12 protein-coding genes and 1 pseudogene (1 of these 13 running past the window's edge) are annotated in these 21,547 nt (G+C 48.1%); 11 read left to right on the top strand and 2 right to left on the bottom strand.

Translation table 11 applies throughout. The annotated features are described in order from the left end of the window. The 5 genes from PAV_RS22040 to PAV_RS22060 all read left to right on the top strand — a co-directional run. A protein-coding gene (locus tag PAV_RS22040; protein WP_005549942.1) for a non-ribosomal peptide synthetase crosses the window boundary here: on the top strand, positions 1 to 6,566 show its final stretch. Its footprint begins 11,491 nt before the window's first position; the window shows 6,566 of its 18,057 coding nt (coding positions 11,492–18,057); the start codon falls outside the window, past its left edge; the stop codon is at positions 6,564 to 6,566. Positions 6,567 to 6,638: 72 nt separating this feature from the next. Beyond that, positions 6,639 to 7,421, top strand: a complete 783-nt coding sequence (locus tag PAV_RS22045) for a thioesterase II family protein (protein WP_005549943.1) — start codon at positions 6,639 to 6,641, stop codon at positions 7,419 to 7,421. 66 nt (positions 7,422 to 7,487) lie between these two features. After that, positions 7,488 to 8,906, top strand: coding sequence for an ABC transporter ATP-binding protein (locus PAV_RS22050; RefSeq protein WP_005549944.1), 1,419 nt, complete (start codon positions 7,488 to 7,490; stop codon positions 8,904 to 8,906). Further along, positions 8,906 to 10,429: a hypothetical protein gene (locus tag PAV_RS22055; protein ID WP_005549945.1), complete on the top strand. Its 1,524-nt coding sequence runs from the start codon at positions 8,906 to 8,908 to the stop codon at positions 10,427 to 10,429. The genes PAV_RS22050 and PAV_RS22055 overlap by 1 nt, the downstream gene beginning before the upstream one ends. A 167-nt stretch (positions 10,430 to 10,596) precedes the next feature. Continuing rightward, positions 10,597 to 12,966, top strand: a complete 2,370-nt coding sequence (locus tag PAV_RS22060) for a DNA topoisomerase 3 (protein ID WP_005549947.1) — start codon at positions 10,597 to 10,599, stop codon at positions 12,964 to 12,966. A gap of 112 nt (positions 12,967 to 13,078) precedes the next feature. On the opposite strand, the gene PAV_RS22065 is transcribed toward PAV_RS22060, so the two are convergent. Both PAV_RS22065 and PAV_RS22070 read right to left on the bottom strand, forming a co-directional pair. After that, on the bottom strand, positions 13,079 to 13,855 hold the full coding sequence (locus PAV_RS22065; RefSeq protein ID WP_005549949.1) for an HAD family hydrolase: 777 nt from the start codon (positions 13,853 to 13,855) through the stop codon (positions 13,079 to 13,081). Between the two features lie 87 nt (positions 13,856 to 13,942). After that, positions 13,943 to 14,863: an ArsR/SmtB family transcription factor gene (locus PAV_RS22070; RefSeq protein WP_005549951.1), complete on the bottom strand. Its 921-nt coding sequence runs from the start codon at positions 14,861 to 14,863 to the stop codon at positions 13,943 to 13,945. A 125-nt stretch (positions 14,864 to 14,988) separates the two neighbouring features. On the opposite strand from PAV_RS22070, the pseudogene PAV_RS22075 reads away from it, so the two are divergent. The 6 genes and pseudogenes from PAV_RS22075 (at position 14,989) to PAV_RS22100 (ending at position 21,440) form a co-directional block, all read left to right on the top strand. Then, a pseudogene (locus tag PAV_RS22075) lies at positions 14,989 to 16,169 on the top strand (MFS transporter). Positions 16,170 to 16,294: 125 nt separating this feature from the next. Continuing rightward, positions 16,295 to 17,023, top strand: coding sequence for a phosphonate ABC transporter ATP-binding protein (locus PAV_RS22080; RefSeq protein ID WP_005549956.1), 729 nt, complete (start codon positions 16,295 to 16,297; stop codon positions 17,021 to 17,023). Positions 17,024 to 17,149: 126 nt separating this feature from the next. Further along, positions 17,150 to 17,761 carry a DUF3298 and DUF4163 domain-containing protein gene (locus tag PAV_RS22085; RefSeq protein WP_005549957.1) on the top strand — a complete coding sequence of 204 codons (612 nt, stop codon included), beginning with the start codon at positions 17,150 to 17,152 and terminating at the stop codon, positions 17,759 to 17,761. A gap of 229 nt (positions 17,762 to 17,990) precedes the next feature. After that, positions 17,991 to 19,217 carry a hypothetical protein gene (locus PAV_RS22090; RefSeq protein ID WP_005549958.1) on the top strand — a complete coding sequence of 409 codons (1,227 nt, stop codon included), beginning with the start codon at positions 17,991 to 17,993 and terminating at the stop codon, positions 19,215 to 19,217. Between the two features lie 100 nt (positions 19,218 to 19,317). After that, positions 19,318 to 20,016, top strand: a complete 699-nt coding sequence (locus tag PAV_RS22095) for a response regulator transcription factor (protein ID WP_005549959.1) — start codon at positions 19,318 to 19,320, stop codon at positions 20,014 to 20,016. Then, the gene (locus PAV_RS22100) at positions 19,995 to 21,440 is read left to right on the top strand and encodes a sensor histidine kinase (RefSeq protein WP_005549960.1); all 1,446 of its coding nucleotides are present in this window, start codon (positions 19,995 to 19,997) and stop codon (positions 21,438 to 21,440) included. Before PAV_RS22095 ends, PAV_RS22100 begins: the two co-directional genes overlap by 22 nt. Positions 21,441 to 21,547 lie beyond the last annotated feature (107 nt).

The following is a 21,547-nucleotide window of genomic DNA, read 5'->3' on the forward strand; positions in this document are numbered from 1 at the left end:
TGCTCAGCATATCCGGCTTCACGGAGCTTATTGAAAGAGAGCGGCTCAGTGTGCTCAACCTGCCGACAGCATATTGGCATGAGTGGGTAAATGAGCTGGCAGCAGGGCGGGCTCCGCTGCCGAGCAGCATTCGCACGGTCATCATCGGCGGAGAGCGGCCATCGCCGGAGCGGTTCGCGGAATGGCAGCAGCTTGCAGGTAGACGCGTGGCGTGGTACAACACGTACGGCCCAACGGAAGCGACAGTCATCAGCACGGCATTCCGTGCACCAGTGCCGGATGAGAATGGAGGGCCGACATACAGCGAAGTTCCAATAGGACGTCCGATTGCCAATACGCAAGTGTACATCCTGGACAAGCATATGCAGCCCGTGCCGACAGGCGTGCCTGGCGAGCTGTACATTGGAGGAAGAGGTCTGGCGCGTGGATATTGGAACAAGCCGGAACTGACCGATGCCGTGTTTATCTCGAATCCGTTTGCAGCTGGAGAACGGCTGTACCGGACAGGAGATCTGGCGAGATATGTACAAAACGGTGATATTGAATACTTAGGTCGCACTGATTATCAGGTGAAAATTCGCGGCTTCCGCATCGAGCTTGAAGAAGTGGAATCTGCGCTTACCCAGCAGGATGGGGTGAGACATGCACTTGCACTTGCCCGCGAAGATCAACAAGGTGAGAAGCGGCTTGTCGCATATGCAGTTATGGAGAATGCAGCAGATGTGTCCGTATCCCAATTACAACAAGCGTTGAAGGAACGGCTACCGGCATACATGATCCCGTCTGCGATCGTACTGTTGGATCAACTGCCGCTTACAGCGAACGGAAAACTGGATCGCAAAGCGCTGCCTACGCCTGATCTGAACGCTTGGCAGAAGATCCGCGAATATGCTGCTCCGCGCAATGAGACAGAGCGGATTCTGAGCAAGGTGTGGGCGCAAGTGCTTGGAACCGAGCGTATAGGCGTTCATGATAACTTCTTTGAACTGGGCGGGGACTCTATTCTAAGCATTCAGATTGTGTCGCGGGCTGGTCAGGCAGGGCTGAAGCTGACACCTAAGCAACTGTTCGAGAATCAGACAGTGGCAGAATTGGCTGCGGTGGCTAAGCAGGCTATCCCGATGCTGGTGGACGATGGACCGGTAACTGGGTTCGTACCACTGACACCGATTCAGCGTTGGTTCTTCGAACAGCCAATGGAGAATCGTCATCATTGGAATCAAGCGATGCTGCTGACCATCAAGCAGCCTGTCCAATTGGAAGCTCTGCAGGAGGCTGTAGCGCATCTGATGCTCCATCATGATGTCTTGCGGCTGCGCTTCGCGCTGACGGAAGCTGGCTGGGAACAGCGGATCGCTGGCGTAGATGGAGAAGCGGAAGCACCTATACTTGTATTTGATTTGACTGCATTGTCGGCACAGGAACAGATTGAACATATCGAAGCAGAATCAGATCGTTTGCAGCAAACGTTGAACTTGACAGAAGGTCCTATCATACGCACAGCACTGTTCGAGCTTGGACCGGATCACCCAGCGAGACTGTTAATCGTGATTCATCATCTGGCTGTGGACGGAGTATCTTGGCGCATTATTCTCGAGGACCTGCAGCTTGCGTATGAGCAGCTCTTGCAACGCATGCCAGCTCAGCTTCCAGCGAAAACAACATCGTTCAAAGCGTGGGCAGAACGATTGCATGCGTATGCTGATTCTGATGAAGTGAAGGATGAGCGAGCATACTGGATGCAGCCAAAGCGCCTGCATGCGCAGCCTCTGCCAACCGATGTCATTGTATCAGCCGACACCGTTAACCAAGTCAATACGTATGCATCGTCCGAAACGATAACGACTGTGCTGGATGCTGAAACGACGCGAGCCTTGCTGCAGGATGTTCCTTCTGTATATCGCACGCGAATGAATGACATCCTGTTGGCGGCATTAGCCCGGACAATCGCAGCCTGGACAGATAACAGAACGGTTGTGGTGGATGTTGAGGAGCATGGAAGAGAAGAGTTGTTCGAAGACGTTGATCTATCACGTACTGTTGGCTGGTTCACAGCAGTCCATCCGCTGCTGCTAGAGTTAAGTGCCAGCGGAACGGTTCAGGAAGATATTAAGGCGATCAAGGAACAGCTTCGCAGTATCCCGCAAAAAGGAGTCAGATACGGGTTATTACGTTATATAGCCTCTGACATCGCAGCGTCTGACATGATGCGGCAAGCGACTGAACCAGACATATTGTTCAACTATTTGGGCCAGATGGATCAGGCTGCAGAAGACACAGAGCTAGTAATCGGCATTGCCCCAGAATCTTATGGCATGCCAGTTAGTCCCGAAGCTCCGCGTGATCATTTGATCGAAATCAATGGGCTCATTAGCGGCAAGCAACTGGTTATGAGTTGGACTTATAGCCGACAGTTGCATCATTCCGCTACTATTGAGCACCTTGCAGCTTCTTATTTGAATGCTATTAGAGAAATCATTGAGCATTGCAAGCAGCCGGAAGCAGGAGGATGGACGTTGTCGGACTTCCCGCTCGTCTCAGCTTCACAAGCGCAGCTAGATCATCTGTACGCTGCTGCGCCGAACATTCGTGATCTGTATCCGCTTAGTCCGATGCAGGAGGGGATGTTGTTCCACTCGCTTGCTGATCTGCGTTCCGGAATGTACTGTGAGCAGACAGGGTTTATGCTGGGCGGAAAGTTCAGCGTAGACGCATTTGAACAGGCTTGGCGTGACTTGGTGAATCGGCATTCGATATTGCGAACTCGTATATGTTTGGAAGGCTTCGAACAGCCACTACAAGCAGTTCTTGATGATGTGCCGCTGCCAATTCAGCAGCTAGACTGGCGTTCCATTGCGGCAGAGCAGCAGAAGCATATGATGAAGAGCCTCCTGGAAGAAGATCGCCAAAGAGGCTTCCAGTTCCATGAAGCGCCGATTATGCGCTTTACAATTATTCATCTAGCGAATGATAAGGTTCAGTTGATATGGACGTTCCATCATATGCTGCTTGATGGGTGGAGCAACCCGATTGTCATACAGGAATTTTTCGCTCTTTATTATGCATATGCCATGGGGACACCAATACAGCTTGAACCGACGAGATCTTATCGCGATTACATCGCATGGATGCAGAAGCAGGATCAGCAGGCAGCAGAAACATTCTGGCGTGAGTACTTGGCAGGTATTGCAGCACCTACTGAGATTCGTCTGCAGCAACCGGATTTAGTGCCGACAACTGATATGGACTATAACGAACTGGAGCTGGAGATTGGGACAGAGCTGACCAGCCAGCTGCAATCATTCGCGCGAAACCACCAGCTAACACTCAGCACTATGGTGCAAGCAGCATGGGGGTTGATGCTTAGCCGCTACAGTGGAGACACCGATGTGCTGTTCGGGGCAACTGTTGCTGGCAGACCTGCAGATTTAGCTGGTGTGGAATCTATCGTTGGATTGTTCATCAATACGCTGCCGGTTCGTGTTCAAGTTCGGACAGATATGGATGTATTGGCATGGCTGTTGCACTTGCAAGAGCAGCAAGCAGAGAAGCAGCAGTATGAATATACGGCTTTGACGCAGATCCAATCATGGAGTGAAGTGCCGCATGGAACGCCGCTGTTCGACAGCATTATCGTGTATGAGAATTACCCGATACAGGTCACGGTTCCGGAGGTAGCCGCAGCAGTGGAAGACGCAGTTGCGGAAGAGACAACGGCTTCCGAAGGCGTAGAATTGCTTGGGGTGCATTCCTTCGAACGGACGAATTATCCAATTACGTTGTCTGTTCTGCCTGGTGAGTCGTTGGGGCTGAACATCGGCTACGATACAACTCGATTCAGCAGTGCCGATGTTCGTCGTATGCTGGAGCATCTGCGCAACTTGCTTCAGGGCATGGCAGCTGGTCCGACTGAAATGGCCGTACACTTACCAATGCTTAGCGAATATGAGAAATCGCAGTTGTTGCTGGACTTGAACAAAACAGCGGCAGAGTATCCGTCAGGCTGCGTGCATCAGCTTATCGAGGCGCAAGCGATCGCTGCACCGGAGCGGACGGCGCTCGTCGTTGGACAAGACATGCTCACGTACCGGGAGCTGAACGAGCGCGCCAACCGACTGGCTCATTATTTGCGGAAGCTGGGCGCAGGCCCAGAAGTATTGGTCGGCATCTGTGCTGAGCGTTCTGCAGAGCTGGCGGTCGGCATCTTAGGCATCTTGAAGTCCGGCGCTGCCTATGTCCCGATTGATGCCGCATATCCGACAGAGCGGATTGCGTATATGATCGAAGATGCGTGCATGCCGCTGCTGCTGACACAAGAGCGCCTCATTCGGCAATTGCCGCAGCATGAGGCGACGATCGTGCGGCTGGATGCCGATTGGGAGGCAATTGCGAAGGAGTCGGCGGATGCAGTTATAAGCGGAGTAGGCGAAGAGAACGCGGCGTACGTGATTTACACATCAGGTTCAACCGGACAGCCGAAAGGCGTCGTCGTTACGCACGCTGCCATGGTGAACCACAATCACAGTGCGGTGTCGCTGTACGAGCTGACCGAAGCAGACCGTGTGCTTCAATTCGCGACCATTAGCTTCGATGCTGCAATTGAAGAGCTGTTCCCGACATGGCTGTGCGGCGCAGCATTAGTCATGCCGGAGGAGCGCCTGCTCAGCATATCTGGCTTCACAGAGCTTATCGAAAGAGAGCAGCTCAGTGTGCTCAACCTGCCGACAGCATATTGGCATGAGTGGGTAAGTGAGCTGGCAGCAGGACGAGCTCCGCTGCCGAGCAGCATTCGCACGGTCATCATCGGCGGAGAGCGGCCATCGCCGGAGCGGTTCGCGGAATGGCAGCAGCTTGCAGGTAGACGCGTGGCGTGGTACAACACGTACGGCCCAACGGAAGCGACAGTCATCAGCACGGCATTCCGTGCACCAGTGCCGGTTGAGAATGGAGGGCCGACATACAGCGAAGTTCCAATAGGACGTCCGATTGCCAATACGCAAGTGTACATCCTGGACAAGCATATGCAGCCCGTGCCGACAGGCGTGCCTGGCGAGCTGTACATTGGAGGAAGAGGTCTGGCGCGTGGATATTGGAACAAGCCGGAACTGACCGATGCTGTGTTTATCTCGAATCCGTTTGCAGCTGGAGAACGGCTGTACCGGACAGGAGATCTGGCGAGATATGTACAGAACGGTGATATTGAATACTTAGGTCGCACCGATTATCAGGTGAAAATTCGCGGCTTCCGCATCGAGCTTGAAGAAGTGGAATCTGCGCTTGCCCAGCAGGATGGGGTGAAACACGCACTTGCACTTGCCCGTGAAGATCAAGCGGGCGGGCAGCGCCTCATTGCTTATGTTGTGGCTGAAAATGAAGCCGATGTCGACATAGCAAATATGCAGCAAGCGCTGAAAGAGCGATTACCGGCCTATATGATTCCGTCTGCGATTGTGCTGTTGGATGAATTGCCGCTTACGGCGAATGGCAAGGTGGATCGCCGAGTGTTGCCGATGCCTAACGAGCATCTCCTTGAAGGGAACACGGTACAAGCAGCACCACGCAACTTGACAGAGTTCCAGCTGAAGCAGATTTTTGAGGACATGCTGCAAGTAAGTGATGTAGGAATCCATGATCATTTCTACGATCTAGGCGGACATTCCTTGCTTGCGATTCGAGCCATTGCTCGAATCAAGCAGCAATTCAACTGCGAGCTTCCGATCAGTATTGTTCTTGAAAAAGGGACAGTCGCCGAATTGGCCAAGGAAATTTTATACAGCGATACGCAAGCACCGTTCTCGACACTTGTCACGCTACAGCCGAAGGGGACGCAGATTCCAATCTTCTTCGTCCATCCGGCGGGTGGCCTCGTGCTTAGCTATACGACGCTGTCCAAGCATCTGGGGAGCGATCAGCCATTTTATGCCTTCCAGTCTCGGGCATTAAACGGGGAAAGAACAGGACTTATCGAGGATATGGCAGCCGATTACATCACTGAGCTTCGTTCTGTACTGCCACATGGACCTTATCGGCTTGGCGGCTGGTCCATTGGCGGAACGATTGCTTTCGAGATGGCTCGTCAGCTTGTGCAGCAGGGAGAAGTGATCTCTGATCTTGTTTTACTGGATACTCCGGCTAAATATGCCGATGAGGATGAGGATATGGCACTCAGCGATGCAGAGCTGTGGTCCAAACTTATCGACCTTCCATTAGGCGAACTGCAGCAGGTTGAACCGAATAGGCAGCTAGATGAGTTGTTGGCTGAGGCGAAGAAGCGTAAAATCGCTGCTGAGGATATGACAGTGGAACATGTTAGAACTTTGCTCCAAGTATACCGTGATAATTCGATAGCGACTACAGCTTACAAGCCTGAGATGTATAATGGCCGATTGACGTTGATTCGTATACATGACGAAAGTGCAGTATATCAGGAGGAAACAATGGGTTGGAACTCGCTGGCAAAGCATGGTGTAGATGTCTATTATGTTGAAGGTGAGCATCACACAATGATGGATTTGCCGTATGTGGAGGCCGTAGCGCACCATATGCTTCACTCGTTCCTTAACTAATTCAGCTAGGGGGGGAGAAGGTGTGTATTCTCCCCCCTCTAAGCTGACTAATACACAGAAGGAGTGCTTGAAATGAGTACAGTGACTGTAAACAATCGATGGATCGTTTGTCCGAAGCCTAATCCCAATGCTACATTTCGTCTATTCTGTTTCCCATTTGCAGGGGGATCCGCATCCGTGTTTCGTACATGGCATAAGAAGCTGCCAGACTATCTTGAGGTATGCTCGATACAGTATCCAGGCAGAGGTACATGGATGGGGGAAACATTTTATACGGACACCAAATCGATGGTTGAAGCGGCAGCGCAGGCGATTCGCTCTCATCTGGACAAGCCCTTTCTTTTCTATGGGCACAGCATGGGGGCCATTATTGCCTTTGAGCTTGCGCGATATTGTGCGGAGCAATTCGGTCGGCGCCCGATTCTGCTGATGGTTGGAGGGCGCAATGCGCCTGATGCGGATCGAGAGATCGAGCCGATCTACCATCTGCCTGAAGCAGAATTTCGTGCTGGACTGCGAACATATGGTGGAACACCAGATGAAGTGCTAGCGAATGACGAACTGATGGATTTGTTCTCACCAATATTGCGTGCCGATTTTCAATTGTCCGAAACATACTCCTACGAAGGTGGAAAAGTGACTTGTCCAATTGTTGCTTGGGGTGGATATGATGATCATATGGTGCCTGAGGACAATTTGCGTGATTGGAAGAGATTCACGGATTCACGATTTACATGCGAGATGCTGCCTGGAGGACATTTTTTCTTGCAAAGCCACCAAGAAGAACTGCTTATTAGAGTGAAGAGAGAATTAGAACTGCTTGCTCAATTATCAATTTGGGGCCGATTACAGTAATGCAATTTCCTATAATTATGTTATAATATACCTGAATTTAACAGAATAGGGTTGGAGGTTTGATAGGTGAACTTCACATTTCGAAAAAAGTCCACTGCACTGAAGTACAATTTGATCGGCCTGACTGTCGGCATACTGTTAGGACTTATTGCGATTATTCTCGTGGCTATCTTCTTGGGTTCTCCGTGGAATTGGATTGTCATGGTAATCGGAGTGCTTGTACTTTACGGTGGCACTCGCAGTCTGCTCGTCCTGATGAAGGAAGCTCACTCCATTGGCACGGAGGGGCTTGATTTCAAGTATTTTGGTTTCCATCTACATATTCCTTACCATGAAATTGATCGAGTAGAACGTTATACAGGAACATTGCCACGTTTTCTGGAGCTGCCTCACAGTGAACAGAAATATTCTCCCGACAACAAGACCCTCTACCTTGTAGCAGATACTGCGGAAATGATCGAAGTAACGATGAAACAACCGACCGAAACACCTCTTCCATGGCCGAGCAAAGAAGTGATCAACTTCTCCAAGCTCATTTTCAGCGTAGATGAACCCACGAAGTACCTTGATAAGTTATCTGAATATTTCAGTGATGAACAACCCAGTTCTGAAGCTAGTGTCGAAGTACAGCGCTCAATCTCGGATATTGCTGCTGCCAGTGAGACACTGAACGGTTCATTGCCCCGTTCAGAAGCAATACGAACGAAACGAAAGGAATTCATCGGAACAAGGGAAGGCAAGGCGATCAAAATTGCGGGTTTGCGCAAAACATATGGCAATTTTGAAGCAGTAAAGGGCATTGATCTGACCGTCGAGCCAGGTGAAATTCTAGCATTCCTTGGCAGCAATGGGGCAGGCAAAACTACTACAATTAAAATGTTGATAGGCTTGCTTGATCCAACGGCAGGAGAGATTACGATATGCGGAAAAGACTTGTTCCAAGATGGCTTATCTGCGCGGAAGCTAATCGGTTATGTGCCGGATAACCCGCTGCTGCGCGAGGGACTGACCGCACGTGAATTCCTGTGGCTCGTTGCAGGCTTGTATCATATTCCAGAGCAGGAGGCCAGAGCTCGAACGGAGGAACTGTTGAAGGCGCTCAAGCTAGAACAATGGGGCGATCATCTGATCCGTGGCTTCTCCCTAGGGATGAAGCGTAAGATGGCGATAGCAGCAGGGTTGATTCATCGCCCCAAAGTACTTCTGCTTGACGAAGTTACGAATGGTCTTGACCCTCGTGCTGCACGTGAGGTCAAGGATCTAATCGTTGATGCTGCCAACCAGGGAACAGCCATATTTATAACGACCCATATCCTTGGCTTGGCAGAAGAATTGGCGGATCAGATTGCAATTATTGATCGTGGTCAGTTGCAAGCATTAGGAACGATGGATGAACTCCGAACGCAGCTAGAAATGCCAGATGCGAATCTGGAACAGATCTTCCTCTACTTGACTGGTAATGTGCCGAGCGTGGAGGTGACGTGATGGCAAGCTCACATACAACACGTGCGCTAGTTCGATCCATCTTGCAAGAGAAATGGAATCAATCCTGGAGATTCAACAAATGGAAGCTTGGGTTATGGCTAAAGCTGGCTCAACTGTTTGTCGTCGGTTGGATTGTTCTTTTGCTTCGTGATGCATCTGTATACAGCTTCGGTCTCGTTGTGTCCTTCATATTATTATTATCTGTATTTTTGAGCGTGCTTGATATATTCGGTAAGCAGGAAGGGCAGTTATATTCAGACCGATTCATGCAATTCGTACACATATCAGCTTGTCCTCCTGCACATGTGCTGCTTGCTTTTGTGATTGCAGAGCTGCCCTCTAAGGCATTTACATCTCTATTAACAGCAATCGTACTAAGCAACCTTTTGCCGTATGATATTGTTGTTTGGGCAGCACCACTATTGTTTCTTATCAGTTTATTCGCTGGATTGATTGGAGATTTGTCTGGCTTGTTGATGCTGGTAATCTTGGTTCGAGTGATGCCTGCTATCTTGGGAGCAATACGGGCTGTTATACCTGGAATAATTATTGCTTTACTTGTTTATGTGGTGTATATTCTATCGAATGGAATTCCTATAGAAGCTATTGGATTGTTGCTACAAGAATATCAAGCGAGGATCTACTTAGTTATAGGTATGTTGATGTTTCCAGGTATTGGGATGCTGATCGCTTTGTGGCTTGCCCCGCTGCGAATTGGTGCATTGTATCGGGATGGTTGGAGAGAAGCTTCCAAGCGCTTCGATGCTGGAAAAAATGCGTCTTCCCAATCCAGATGGCCTGCGTTGATGTCGGGTCCAATAGGCGCAATTCAAGCAAAGGAATGGCTGCAGTTGAGACGTAATCGCATAACGTATGTGCGGCTGTTGTTCCTTGCTGCAGGCCTAATTGCCGCATTCTTTGCAGGTCCGATAATTGCTGCTCAGGATGATTCCTTACGTATGGTGATTGTTCTGGCGGCAGGCTTGCTCGTTGCTCTGTTAAGCTACGGAGAGGTTCTTGCCGCGATGTTTGTCGGGGAAGGGCGCAACATGGCTTTTTACATTATTTCTGGCACACATCCAGGGCACTTGCTGCTTGGCAAGATGCTGTCTGGGATGCCGCTTGGCGGCATTAGCTTAGCAAGTACATGGGTGTTCGCTCTGTTCAGTGGAATGTCCATAAGTGAGCAGATTCATGCGGCTGTTATCGGTGGGCTGCTTGGAATCGGCATGATTGTCATCTTGATTGGAGTTTCTGCAGTAGGCATTAATCTAAGCGAATTCGATAAGGGAGACGAAAAGCAAACCTCCTCTGAAGTTAGTGAACAGCTTCCAAGCGGGGTGGGTTCCTGGTTAGGCATTGGGGTGGCACTGCTTTACTGGATGATCGGTTCTGTTGCTGGTGGTGCGGATCTTCCAAACTGGGTTACATACCTGTTCGTTGCCGTGCTCATTATGATGATGATTCTGGCGTATGTTCTAGGCAACTCCCGTCTCTGGAAATTAATGCTGCGCGGCAAATGATAAGGAAGTTAAGCGGTTCACGACAGACCAATTACAGCCACATTCGTCAACCTCTATTGCCTTAATGGACGTTGTAGATAATAATAAGGAATAGGTAAGTTTGCAAGAAGCTGCGCCAGGTGTCGAATGCGCGGCTTCTTCTGTTGTGCAAGGAAAGAGGTGAGAGGATGAAGACGCTTGTCGTGGCAGAGAAACCGGATATGGGCCGCAACATAGCTTCTGTCATTGAACCGAGAGGACGGAAGCATCGAACTCATATTGAAGGTGAACGGTATATTATTACATGGGCGATTGGACATCTGCTCAGACTAGCTGAGCCTGAAGTGTACGATGCCAAATATAAACGTTGGAACTTCAATGATCTACCAATCCTCCCGTCTGCATTCAAGATCGTAGCGGAACGCCGGACGAAGGATCAATTGAAGATCATTGGCGAGCTGGCCAAGCAATGCAGTACAGTTGTGAATGCATGTGACGCAGGGCGGGAAGGTCAATATATTTTCGCGCTTATCCAACAGCACTATAAGTGGAAGCAACCCGTCAAGCGCTTATGGATTTCGGATTTGACCGCTGAAACAATACGTCGCGGATTCGAGGAGTTGAAGGGAGCGGAACATTATGAGCGGCTGACAGCCGCGGCAAGAGCTCGCAGCGAGGCGGATTGGATTATCGGGATGAATGCTTCACGTGCTTTCACGACGAAGCATAAAGCCTTATTGTCCGTTGGGCGAGTGCAGACGCCTGTTCTCGCGCTCATTTATGATCGGGAGCAGGAAATTGCCGCCTTTCAGGCTGAATCGTACTTCGATATAACGGCTGTCTTTCAACAAGGGGACGTTATCTACAAAGGGATAAGACAAGGCGATCGAATCGTGGACGAGCAACTGGCAACTAGCATCGCAGATAAGGTAAGAGGAAGAGAAGGGCGCATTGCGGAGTATAATGTGAAGGAAGGCAAAGAATACCCTTATAAGCTGTATGATCTTACGCTGCTGCAGCGCGATGCCAATGCGCGATACGGCTATTCTGCGAAAAAGACCCTAGACATTGCACAGGCCTTGTATGAAAAACATAAAGCAATTACGTACCCGCGCACGAACTCGAACTATGTCACCGAACAGAATATCGCAGGTATGCATCAAGCACTGAACATGCTGAGGAACATGCAGGAGTATGCCGCACTAACCGGGCAGGCAGATCCGAAACGAGTCCATCGTAACAATCGCGGGGTGTGCAATCCTGACAAGGTGGAGGATCATCATGCAATCCTTCCGACGACGAAGCGTCCGGGTACATTGTCTTCGGAGGAAGGCAAGATCTATGATCTTATTGTGCGCCGTATGCTAGCGCATTTCTATCCCGTGGCGGAGTACACGTTATATACGGTGCTGACAGAGGTGGAGCAAATCGTCTTTAAGACGAGCATGAAGCAATGGCGAGTACGAGGGTGGAAAAATCTCTATGACGGATTAAAGGAGAAATCATCCGCCCGGACTACCAAACGTTCGAAGCAAAAGGACGAGGACGATGGCGATGAGAAGTCCTCATCGACAGAAGAGATTGTAGAGCTTGGAGAAGAAGATGCCTTTCATCTGATCAAGGAGCAGCCAGTAGATTGCAAAGAAGCGGAGATTGCACCGAAGTCCACACAGCCCCCAAAATCGTATACGGAGGGTACGCTGCTGAAGGCAATGGAAAGCGCGGGTAAGCAGTTGGATAATGAGGAGCTTCGCGATGCGATGAAGGATGCAGGACTGGGAACGCCAGCGACACGCGCAGCGACAATTGAGCGCTTGAAGCAGGTTGGTTATATCGGTATGACAGGCAAGCGCTTGACATTGACAACGAAGGGAAAGACTGCGGTTGAACTTATTCGCGGAGCCGGCGTTAATCTGCTTACTTCACCGGAGATGACGGGGCAATGGGAGCGCAGATTGACGCAGATCGCCCGAGGTGAGGCTTCCGAGGATGTGTTCATGGAGGCAGTGCGTAAGTTCACATTACATGTCATAGATTGCGTTGAGAAGCAGAAGCCGGTGTCGGCCGACGTGCTCGCGCTAATTGAAATTGACAAGAAGCCTGGGAGCAAAGGAACTGGAAAAAGAGCGGGAAACAGAAAATCCAATGGAACCAGCGCATATACGGACAAAAACGGCACGTCTGATGATGCTCGAAGTCATGCCGCTATGTCAAGTAAAACAGTCTCTACAATTTCGGACAGAGGCAGGCAAGCAAGAACGAGCAGTTCACCGCAGCCGCCGGAAACATTTGGGCTATGCCCGCGCGAAGGTTGCGGCGGAACGATTATCGAAGGACGCAAGGGATATGGCTGCTCGAACTACAAACAGGGCTGTAAATTCGTCGTGTGGAAGAAACAGTTGGCGATCGGCAAGACAATATCTGCAGTGATGATGCGCGATCTGCTAGAGAAGGGGACAACCAAAAGGCTTAACTTCACGAAGGGAAACGCAACGGTAAAAGGAAGACTGGGCTTCGCCAATCGTTCAAGCGGGGATTTGAAGATTTACGAAGATTGAGAGAAGCCATGTATGACAACACAGCATTGCTGCTGCGGTTATACATGGCTTTTCGCCCTAACCCATGCCTAAAGCCGGCAGTGACTGTGATCTATTTATTTGCTAGATGGCTTTAGGCCTTTGCTTGACTTGGTTTCTGCACTTGGGACGTCAACCACTTTAGGATGACACGTGGAACGTCCGCGAGCCGTTCGATTGTATACAATGCGCCTTGTGGCTTTGTTTCGATCTCGACAACATTGTAAAACCACTCATTAGGCCGTTTTAAATAAATGACATTTAGGCCAGCCATAAGCCCGGGCTCCACATCGGTACGAACCGAGTTGCCGATCATCCATGTATTGGCAGGCTGGAAGTCCTGATCCGCGACGATGTCCGCCAGCGCTTCCGCTGTCTTATGCTGCCTGATAAATATGCGATCATCGAAGTATTGGGACAGCTTCATTTGATCAATTTTACGCTGTTGAATAACAGGCTCTCCGCCAGTATATAAATACAGACGGTGACCTGCATCCCGTAGTTGTTCTAGTGTCTCGACCATACCTGGATAAGGCTCGATTTCCATTTCGTAAACGCTCATTCCCAGCTTTCGCAGAAATTCGACTTCTTCATCTGACGTTTCTCTCCCGGTAAGGCTGGAGAAGTGATGATAAGCGCCGATGAGAGAGCGCGGGAAGTGCTCGCTCTCAAAGCCGTTCTTATGCACGCCTTCAATATCGAATTGGGATTGTATGGACTTAATCTCCGCAGCAGGGATGTTCCATGTTCTGAACCATGTCGCCATTGTATCCAAAAATTGATGGATGACGATGTCAAAGTATTTGTTGCAATAAATGAGTGTGTCATCCATGTCGAACAGTATCGTTTGCTTAGGAATTGATGTAGTCAATATAATTTCCCCCTTGCGCTTTTCAGACTTGACAAGCGTGAGGAGGATAACGATGATCTTCCATTACGCGAACATTGTCAGTCGTTACTATTGCACTTGTACATAATCTTCTAAAAATACAGACAAGTCGGACAACCCTTCCTGACGAAGAGCAATAGACTCCGAATTGCCGTCCCAATAGGTACGTATATATCCAGCGGATCGAAGAACGGCCAAATGATGCTTCACAGTTCCTTTGGATAACCCGAGATGCTGCTGAATATCAGTGAATGATCGTGCACCTTGACTGACGAAGCGCAGCAGCTGCAGCCGCTCATGATCAGCAAGTGCCTGGGTCATGCGGAGAAGGTTGTGAGATGGTATACAATCATCTTCTTCAGGTTCGTCCACTGCGTACAATACAAGCAGCTTGTTTTTGAAGGTGCACGTATTATTCATGGGACGATAATGCCACATTGGAGCAAGGATACACTCGCGAATCTGATTTTGCTCATCGCGGATGACGATGCCGTTTGTGGCGACTTCAACAACTTCTTCTGGATTTATTTTGCTCATTAAGAGCCGCTTCTCATGCGCATCTTGCTGCAAAATAGGCTCCCATTGCGGCAATGTATGAGAGATATAGTGCTCATACCAGCATTTCAATGCAGGAACATAGTGCAGCTGACACTTCTCTCTCGTGAGAGGCTTCTCGGACAGACCATATTGATCCTGAATGAGCTTCCACTGCTCTTCAGTTGCCTGTTCCAGATGCTTGATGTACCCGGTGATCTGACTGCCGCCAGCGTATTCAAGCGCCATGGCATACAGCATGTCATAATCCGTTAACGAATATCGCTTGATCTGACGGGCGTGCTCGTCCCACTCGGCGGGCATCATTTGCTCTGCTTGACGTACCCACGTCATGCCGTTGTCTACGTTGCGAATCCATTTGCGGTGTACAAATAGCATGAAGCTTCCAATAAGTTCATATACCGATGAACAGTCGATACGAACATGATAGGTCATGCCTGCGTAGCCTCCTTGGTAAATGACAATGACTGTCTTCGTTTATTATGAATTGTATTGCATAGCATTGTCTACTATAATTGTGAAATGTTCATTTGATAGAGGAAATGGGGAGGTTTAAAAGAATGGCATCTTGGCGGAACGCGACAGATTCCCCAACTTGGAAATTTATCATTCTCATCATTGTCGTTATGATTACAGGTTTAAGCCAGGGTCTACTGCTGCCCTTGCTTACGATCTTCTTGGAACGAATGGGCGTTCCATCTGACTTGAATGCACTGAATGCTACTGCTCTATATTTAGGTGTGTTTTCTATGATGTTCCTTGTAGAGCGAATACTCATTCGGCTTGGTTTTAAAAAAATGCTGCTTGCCGGCATGGTATCGGTTACGTTTGCATTAGCATTGTTTCCGATATTCCCAAACATTTGGGTATGGTTCATTTTGCGGATTGTCGTAGGTCTTGGTGACAGTGCGCTGCACTATGCGACACAGCTTTGGGCTGTGTCTGTCAGTCCTGCGAATCGACGGGGAAGAAATATATCATTATATGGTATGGCATATGGAGTAGGCTTCAGCTTCGGACCATTAGGCATCAATCTCTTGGCCATACATGACTCTGCGCCGTTCATCGCGATTGTTCTTATGTTCTTGATCGTCATGGCGATTGTATATGTGAAGCTGCCAAATGAGCAGGCTGCGATGATGAAAGACGGATCTAGACCGGAGAAGCGCTACCGCCGCTCCTATCAATGGGCATGGTTCGCGCTGCTGCCTGCATTCCTATACGGGTATATGGAAGCTTCCATGAACAGCAACTTCCCGGTGTATGCGTTGCGTCTCGGCATGGAGCAGCATTGGATATCCTACTTGCTTCCGTTCTTCGGGATCGGAGGACTTATCCTGCAGCTGCCATTAGGTATGCTTAGTGATCGCATCGATCGGAAAAAGTGCTGATGGGATGCGGTATCTTAGGGGGAATTGGCTTCCTTATCATCCCGCTTGCAGGGACGAATATTTGGGGGATTCTCATAATGTTCATGCTTGTTGGCGGATTAGTAGGTTCGTTCTTCTCTTTAGGCTTGGCGTATGCAGCAGACATATTGCCGAAGGAATATTTGCCTTCCGCTAACGTGATTGCATCCATACATTTTAGCTTAGGGAGCATCGTTGGTCCGAATTTAGCGGGCATCGGCATCCAGTACGTATCAGTCGGCAGCATGTTCTACTTGCTCGGCATTTGGTATATTGGCTTCTCGCTACTTGGCTTCATATTCAGGCGGCACAATAAAACGCTTGCAAGTTAGGGGCTGCCTTCCTTACACTAAGAGTAGTGTTCTTCATTCGCTGCGACCTATGGAACGATATAAATAATCTTTTGCAGCGCAAGAGCAGTGAACGGCCATTGTCGGAATGGAGAGGAGTCTTGACGATGATTAAAGTAGATCAGTTAGTGAAGCAATACCCTCCTGATCAGAAGGTATTGAAAAATATTAGCTTTGAGGTTCACCCGGGAGAGTTTATTGGTGTAATAGGCGCAAGCGGAAGCGGGAAGTCAACCCTGTTGAAGTGTCTGGCGTTGCAAGAAAGATGGACGAGCGGAAAGTTCATTGTTGACGGAGTCGATATATTTGCCCAGCAATGGAACGGCAGACGCAAGGTAAAGCGGGAATTCGCGTACTTGGAGCAGAACCCAGTACTGTCTGACAATCGCAAGGCGTTGAAGAATGTTTTAATCGGACGCTTCCATCAAACTCCGCTGTGGAGAATGGCAACGGGGATGGTTCGTTCTGATGACTATATGGGGGCAATGGACACAATTGAGCAGCTTGGCTTATTGGACAAGGCTCACAAGAAGTGCGGTGATTTGAGCGGTGGGGAAAAGCAGCGTATTGCTATTGCCAGAGCGCTCGTGCATGGTGCAGATGTGCTGCTTGCGGACGAGCCCGTGCTTGGCTTAGACCCGCAATCTGCTGAATCTGTGTTATCGACATTCCGAGATCTGTGTGCCAAACAGCGCAAGATCGTTATAGCTGTATTCCATCAGGTAGAGCTTGCGGAGAAATATGCAACGCGCTTATGGGGGCTCCAAAACGGTACGATTGCTGTAGATGTAAAGGGCAGACGGCTGCTCCAATCAGAGAAGGCACTTATTCTTTAGTTTTATTTTGTCAAAAGTAAATAGGCAATTGTCAAGCCATCTCTATAAGGTGCATAGGATATAGAGTGGGAAAAGAAGAACGCCCAACTTTAAACTATTCATACATCCGTAGGAGGTGGCTTTTTTATGCTGTATCCATTGCCGATTACGATCGAGCCTCATGTTATTCGTAAGCCCAATCTGGAGGTGTACGTTCCTGTCGTGGTGGATCCGAAGCATCCACAAGCGGCGGAGCGTATGAATCACACGATCCAAAAGCAGGTCATGGAATTAATTCGTACTTCTGGCTATGAGGAAGATCCGAAAAATATTCAGGTGCAGGGCTGGTTTGAAATTAAATTAAACGAAAGAGGATATCTAAGCCTTACCTTGAGTGTTTACGACTATCCTTATCATGCCGCGCACGGAATGACGTATCAGCGAGGATTGACTTTCGAGACGGAGACAGGAAAACTGTTGTCTCTGCCTGAATTGTTCAAGCCGGGAGCCCCATATGTGGATGTATTGTCTAAGCATGTGGCTGCCCAGATCAAGGAGAGAGATATCGAAACACTTGAGCCATTCAAATCTATACGGCCTGATCAAGATTTCTACATGACGGATAAAGCACTGGTTCTCTTCTTCCAGCTTTATGAGATTGCGGCTTATGTATATGGTTTCCTGTACTTTCCGATATCCGTATATGACTTAAAGGACATCAAGGCGGAAAACGGGATTATCGATAAGTTGTGGTATTAATGGTGTTAAGTGGTGTTTATTTGCAGGCAATCGTTATTAACTTGGATATCGGCTAGGCGTACTCCTGATAAAGTAGAAAAGGATACAAGGTTTGTCACGGGATTGTCACCATTAGGTGACTCTTTTTTTTATAATAATAGAGTATGCCTGTAATTCGGATTTTGAGCATTAGCACTGGTATTTCATGAAGAAGCAAAATGATAGAAGCAATAAAGGAGGAATGGCATGTATGATAAAAAGGCGAACAATACGTAAAGCATCGCTCTTCCTTCTACTGGCAAGTTTACTGCTAAGCGGATGTGAGTGGGTTCAAGATCCTAAATCGATGCTGAAGGAACCGCGATTGTCCGCAGATAAAGCGAATTTAAAATCAATTATTGATTCTCAGAAGCCTGAAGGAGCCAATGTCATTCGGCCGCGCAATGCAGACGATACAAGCACGATCCGCATTGCTGACCTTAACAATGACGGCAAGGGAGAAGCCATCGTGTTCTACGAGACGCCAGACAAGGACGTTCGCATTCATGGGATGATCTTTAAGTCAGAAGGGGACACATGGACAAAGGTGTTCGACTTCGATGGTGAAGGCACCCAGTTGGATCGGGTGGAGCTGGTGGATCTAACTGGAGATAAAAATCTGGAGCTCGTAGTTGGTTATGGAAGCAATGACACAAAGCTGAACAAAGGGCTGGTTGTGTATCGATTTACAGATACGGAAATGATTCGAATGTTCGAACAGCCATATTCCCAGTTCGTTATCGATGATCTAGATCAGAGCGGCAAAAATAAATTGTTCATTTTGAATTATCGAACAGGCCAAAGCCAAACGGCGCAACTCAGTGCGTTTGATTATCAGAATGGAAAGCTGATCAAGTATCAAGATTTGAAACTGTCATCTTTGGCTAATTCATATACCAATATGGTCTCCGGATTTATTTCGAAGGATCGGAAAGGAATTGTGCTTGATGCGATAGCGGGGGCCAATTACTATCTTACAGATATCATTGGGATGAAAAAGGATCAAACGCTTCAGGCGCTGCTTCAGAATGGCTTGGGTAACAAAAAAGAAGAGATTCTTAGCATGGATATGAACAGTGATGGAATTATAGAAATTGGAAAGCCTGAAACTCCTCAAGGCTGGGATCAATTATATCAGCCGTATGAGATTCCTTATTTCACTAATTTCTTCCAATGGGATGGACAGCAAGGCTTGAAACTGGTAGAGAAGCAATATCGCGATCATTTGAATCGCTTCCATTTGACTTTCCCAAAATCATGGTATGGACGTGTAACAGTGGATACGAAATCGAAAAAGATGAAATGCTCCGCTTTGTCGATCTGCATACGAACGAAACGTTCGCCATCATCCGCTTCTTTACACCGGAGGCATGGGAGTCCTACAAAGAAAATGGACGTATCTAAGTTCATTTGGGGACAAGATCATCGGCATCTATAGCAAGGAGCCGCTTACAGCGAATAAAGCTATTCCGAAAATACCGGAACTTATCAAGAGCGACAGTGATTCTTAAAGGATATGAAGTAAGGAGATAGTAACGATGACGAAAATACTCATTCTTGAAGATGAAGAATCGATCCGCAGCTTTATTGTCATTAATTTGAAACGGAATGGATTCGATGTTGTAGAAGCAGATAACGGCAATGATGCTTATCAAATGATTATGAACGATCCGACTATTGATATCGCTCTGCTGGACGTCATGGTACCAGGAATTGATGGATTCGAAGTATGCCGACGCGTTAGGGAGCAGAATGAGCGGCTCGGAATCATCTTCTTGACTGCTAAAGTGCAAGAGCAGGATAAAGTATATGCCCTGTCAGTAGGCGCGGACGATCATGTCAGCAAGCCATTCAGTCCTACAGAACTGGTTGCACGGATTCAGTCCTTGCTGCGCAGGGTTAGCGCCTACCAGCATACTGCACAAAAGGTAGTTTATCAATCTGGACCGTTTTCACTTGATTTAATTGCGAAGCGGTTTACGAAAAACAATCAAGCAATTGATCTGACTCCTACAGAATTCTCACTTGTTCAGTTCTTTATGGAAAAAGAAGAGATGACATTAAGCCGAGATGTGCTGCTTGATCATGTATGGGGTAAAGATTACATGGGCGATCCTAAAATTGTGGATGTGAACATTCGTCGTTTGCGTCAAAAAATTGAGGATGAGCCATCATCGCCAAGATTCCTGGAAACGGTATGGGGGCACGGATATAAATGGAAGGGAATAACTCCTTGATTAAGCCGGGCATACGCCGCTCGGTAGTCATGCATTACTTCATCGTTGTCTTTATGACGATGCTGATGCTGGAAGTGGTCTTCCTCATCTCTGTGCGGACCTATTATTATGATTCCGTATCCAGCAATTTAACGAATCATGCATCTGTAACGACAAGATATTATCAGCAATATATCAACTTAAGCTCTAGTGAAAATGACCAAGGTTTATTGCCAGAGCTGTTAGAACTGTTCAAATTACGCGGTGCTGAAGTTCAGATTTTGGATCGAACGGGAAAAGTGCTCATTTCCTCAAGCGGGTTTCGAGTAGACAAGCCGATCGGAACGCTAGATGTTCTCAGCGCGCAGCAAAGTAAGATTGAGCATTGGATAGGCAAACAGCCTGGAACTGGTGAATCAATTATGGCAGTGTCTGCACCATTGTTTGAGCGAGGCAATATCAGCTACATTGTCCGACTTGTAACCTCATTGGAAGTCGTGAACAGCCAGTTGAATAGTATCGTACTCGTATCCATATTGGTGTCTATAACCATATTAATTATCGTCTTGGTTATTAGTCTTGGTTTGGCTAATTCGATTGTAAAGCCGATCAACGAAATAACAGCTGTGTCGGCTCATATGGCACGCGGGCGATTCGACGTCAGGGCCAAGGATGGATACAAGTATGAGCTTGGGGAGCTGTCTAAAACGCTCAACTTCATGGCTCAGGAGATTGTTCGAAGCAATCAATTGAAGAATGATTTTGTATCTTCCATCTCTCATGAATTGCGGACGCCATTAACGGGGATCAAGGGATGGAGCGAAACTCTGTTGTCTGGTTCCTTCGATCAAGAGGAAACGAAGTTGGGCTTGAATGTTATTCATAAGGAAACTGATCGATTAATTGGGCTTGTTGAGGAATTGCTTGACTTCTCAAAGCTGCAAGAGAATAAGCTGCAATTCCATTGGCGACAAGTGTCCATCGCTACGATTATCGAAGACACGATCCTACAAGTAAAAATGAAGGCCGAGAAGAAGCAAATTCGATTGGAAGAGCGGGTTAGAGGAAATGAGCAGATGCTGAACGCCGATCCGAATCGTTTAAAGCAGGTTTTCTTGAATTTAATTGATAATGCGGTCAAGTTTTCGCCAGAAGAATCTGTAATCACGATTCACACCTCTTGGGATGCTGAAAAGGTGGTTGTTCGGATTGTGGATCAGGGAATCGGGATAAGCGAAGAACATTTGACTAAAGTAATGGACAAGTTCTATCAGGTTAATCCTAGCCATGGCGGTACTGGATTGGGGCTTGCCATCACATACGAGTTAGTTAAGGCTCATGGAGGAGAAATGTCCATTGAAAGTGAACCTGGTGTAGGGACGACTGTTATCGTCTCTTTGCCAATTCGGATGCCGATTGAAACAGAACAATCTATGGATTCATGATTTTTGTTGTAACATTCCTGTTTATGAGACCTTTACGTGATAATTTTCATGTAAAGGTCTTTTTTTCGGAAAAATAAGAAAATAGCATATCTTACTTCGACAAAACA

This window comes from Paenibacillus alvei DSM 29, assembly GCF_000293805.1.
GTDB classification, from domain to species: domain Bacteria; phylum Bacillota; class Bacilli; order Paenibacillales; family Paenibacillaceae; genus Paenibacillus_B; species Paenibacillus_B alvei.

Bases quoted from the DNA above. Each gene is read 5' to 3' on its own strand.
- PAV_RS22045 (WP_005549943.1), top strand. From the start codon at position 6,639: ATGAGTACAGTGACTGTAAACAATCGATGGATCGTTTGTCCGAAGCCT.
- PAV_RS22055 (WP_005549945.1), top strand. From the start codon at position 8,906: ATGGCAAGCTCACATACAACACGTGCGCTAGTTCGATCCATCTTGCAA.
- PAV_RS22060 (WP_005549947.1), top strand. From the start codon at position 10,597: ATGAAGACGCTTGTCGTGGCAGAGAAACCGGATATGGGCCGCAACATA.
- PAV_RS22070 (WP_005549951.1), bottom strand. From the start codon at position 14,863: ATGACCTATCATGTTCGTATCGACTGTTCATCGGTATATGAACTTATT.
- PAV_RS22080 (WP_005549956.1), top strand. From the start codon at position 16,295: ATGATTAAAGTAGATCAGTTAGTGAAGCAATACCCTCCTGATCAGAAG.
- PAV_RS22085 (WP_005549957.1), top strand. From the start codon at position 17,150: ATGCTGTATCCATTGCCGATTACGATCGAGCCTCATGTTATTCGTAAG.
- PAV_RS22090 (WP_005549958.1), top strand. From the start codon at position 17,991: ATGATAAAAAGGCGAACAATACGTAAAGCATCGCTCTTCCTTCTACTG.
- PAV_RS22095 (WP_005549959.1), top strand. From the start codon at position 19,318: ATGACGAAAATACTCATTCTTGAAGATGAAGAATCGATCCGCAGCTTT.
- PAV_RS22100 (WP_005549960.1), top strand. From the start codon at position 19,995: ATGGAAGGGAATAACTCCTTGATTAAGCCGGGCATACGCCGCTCGGTA.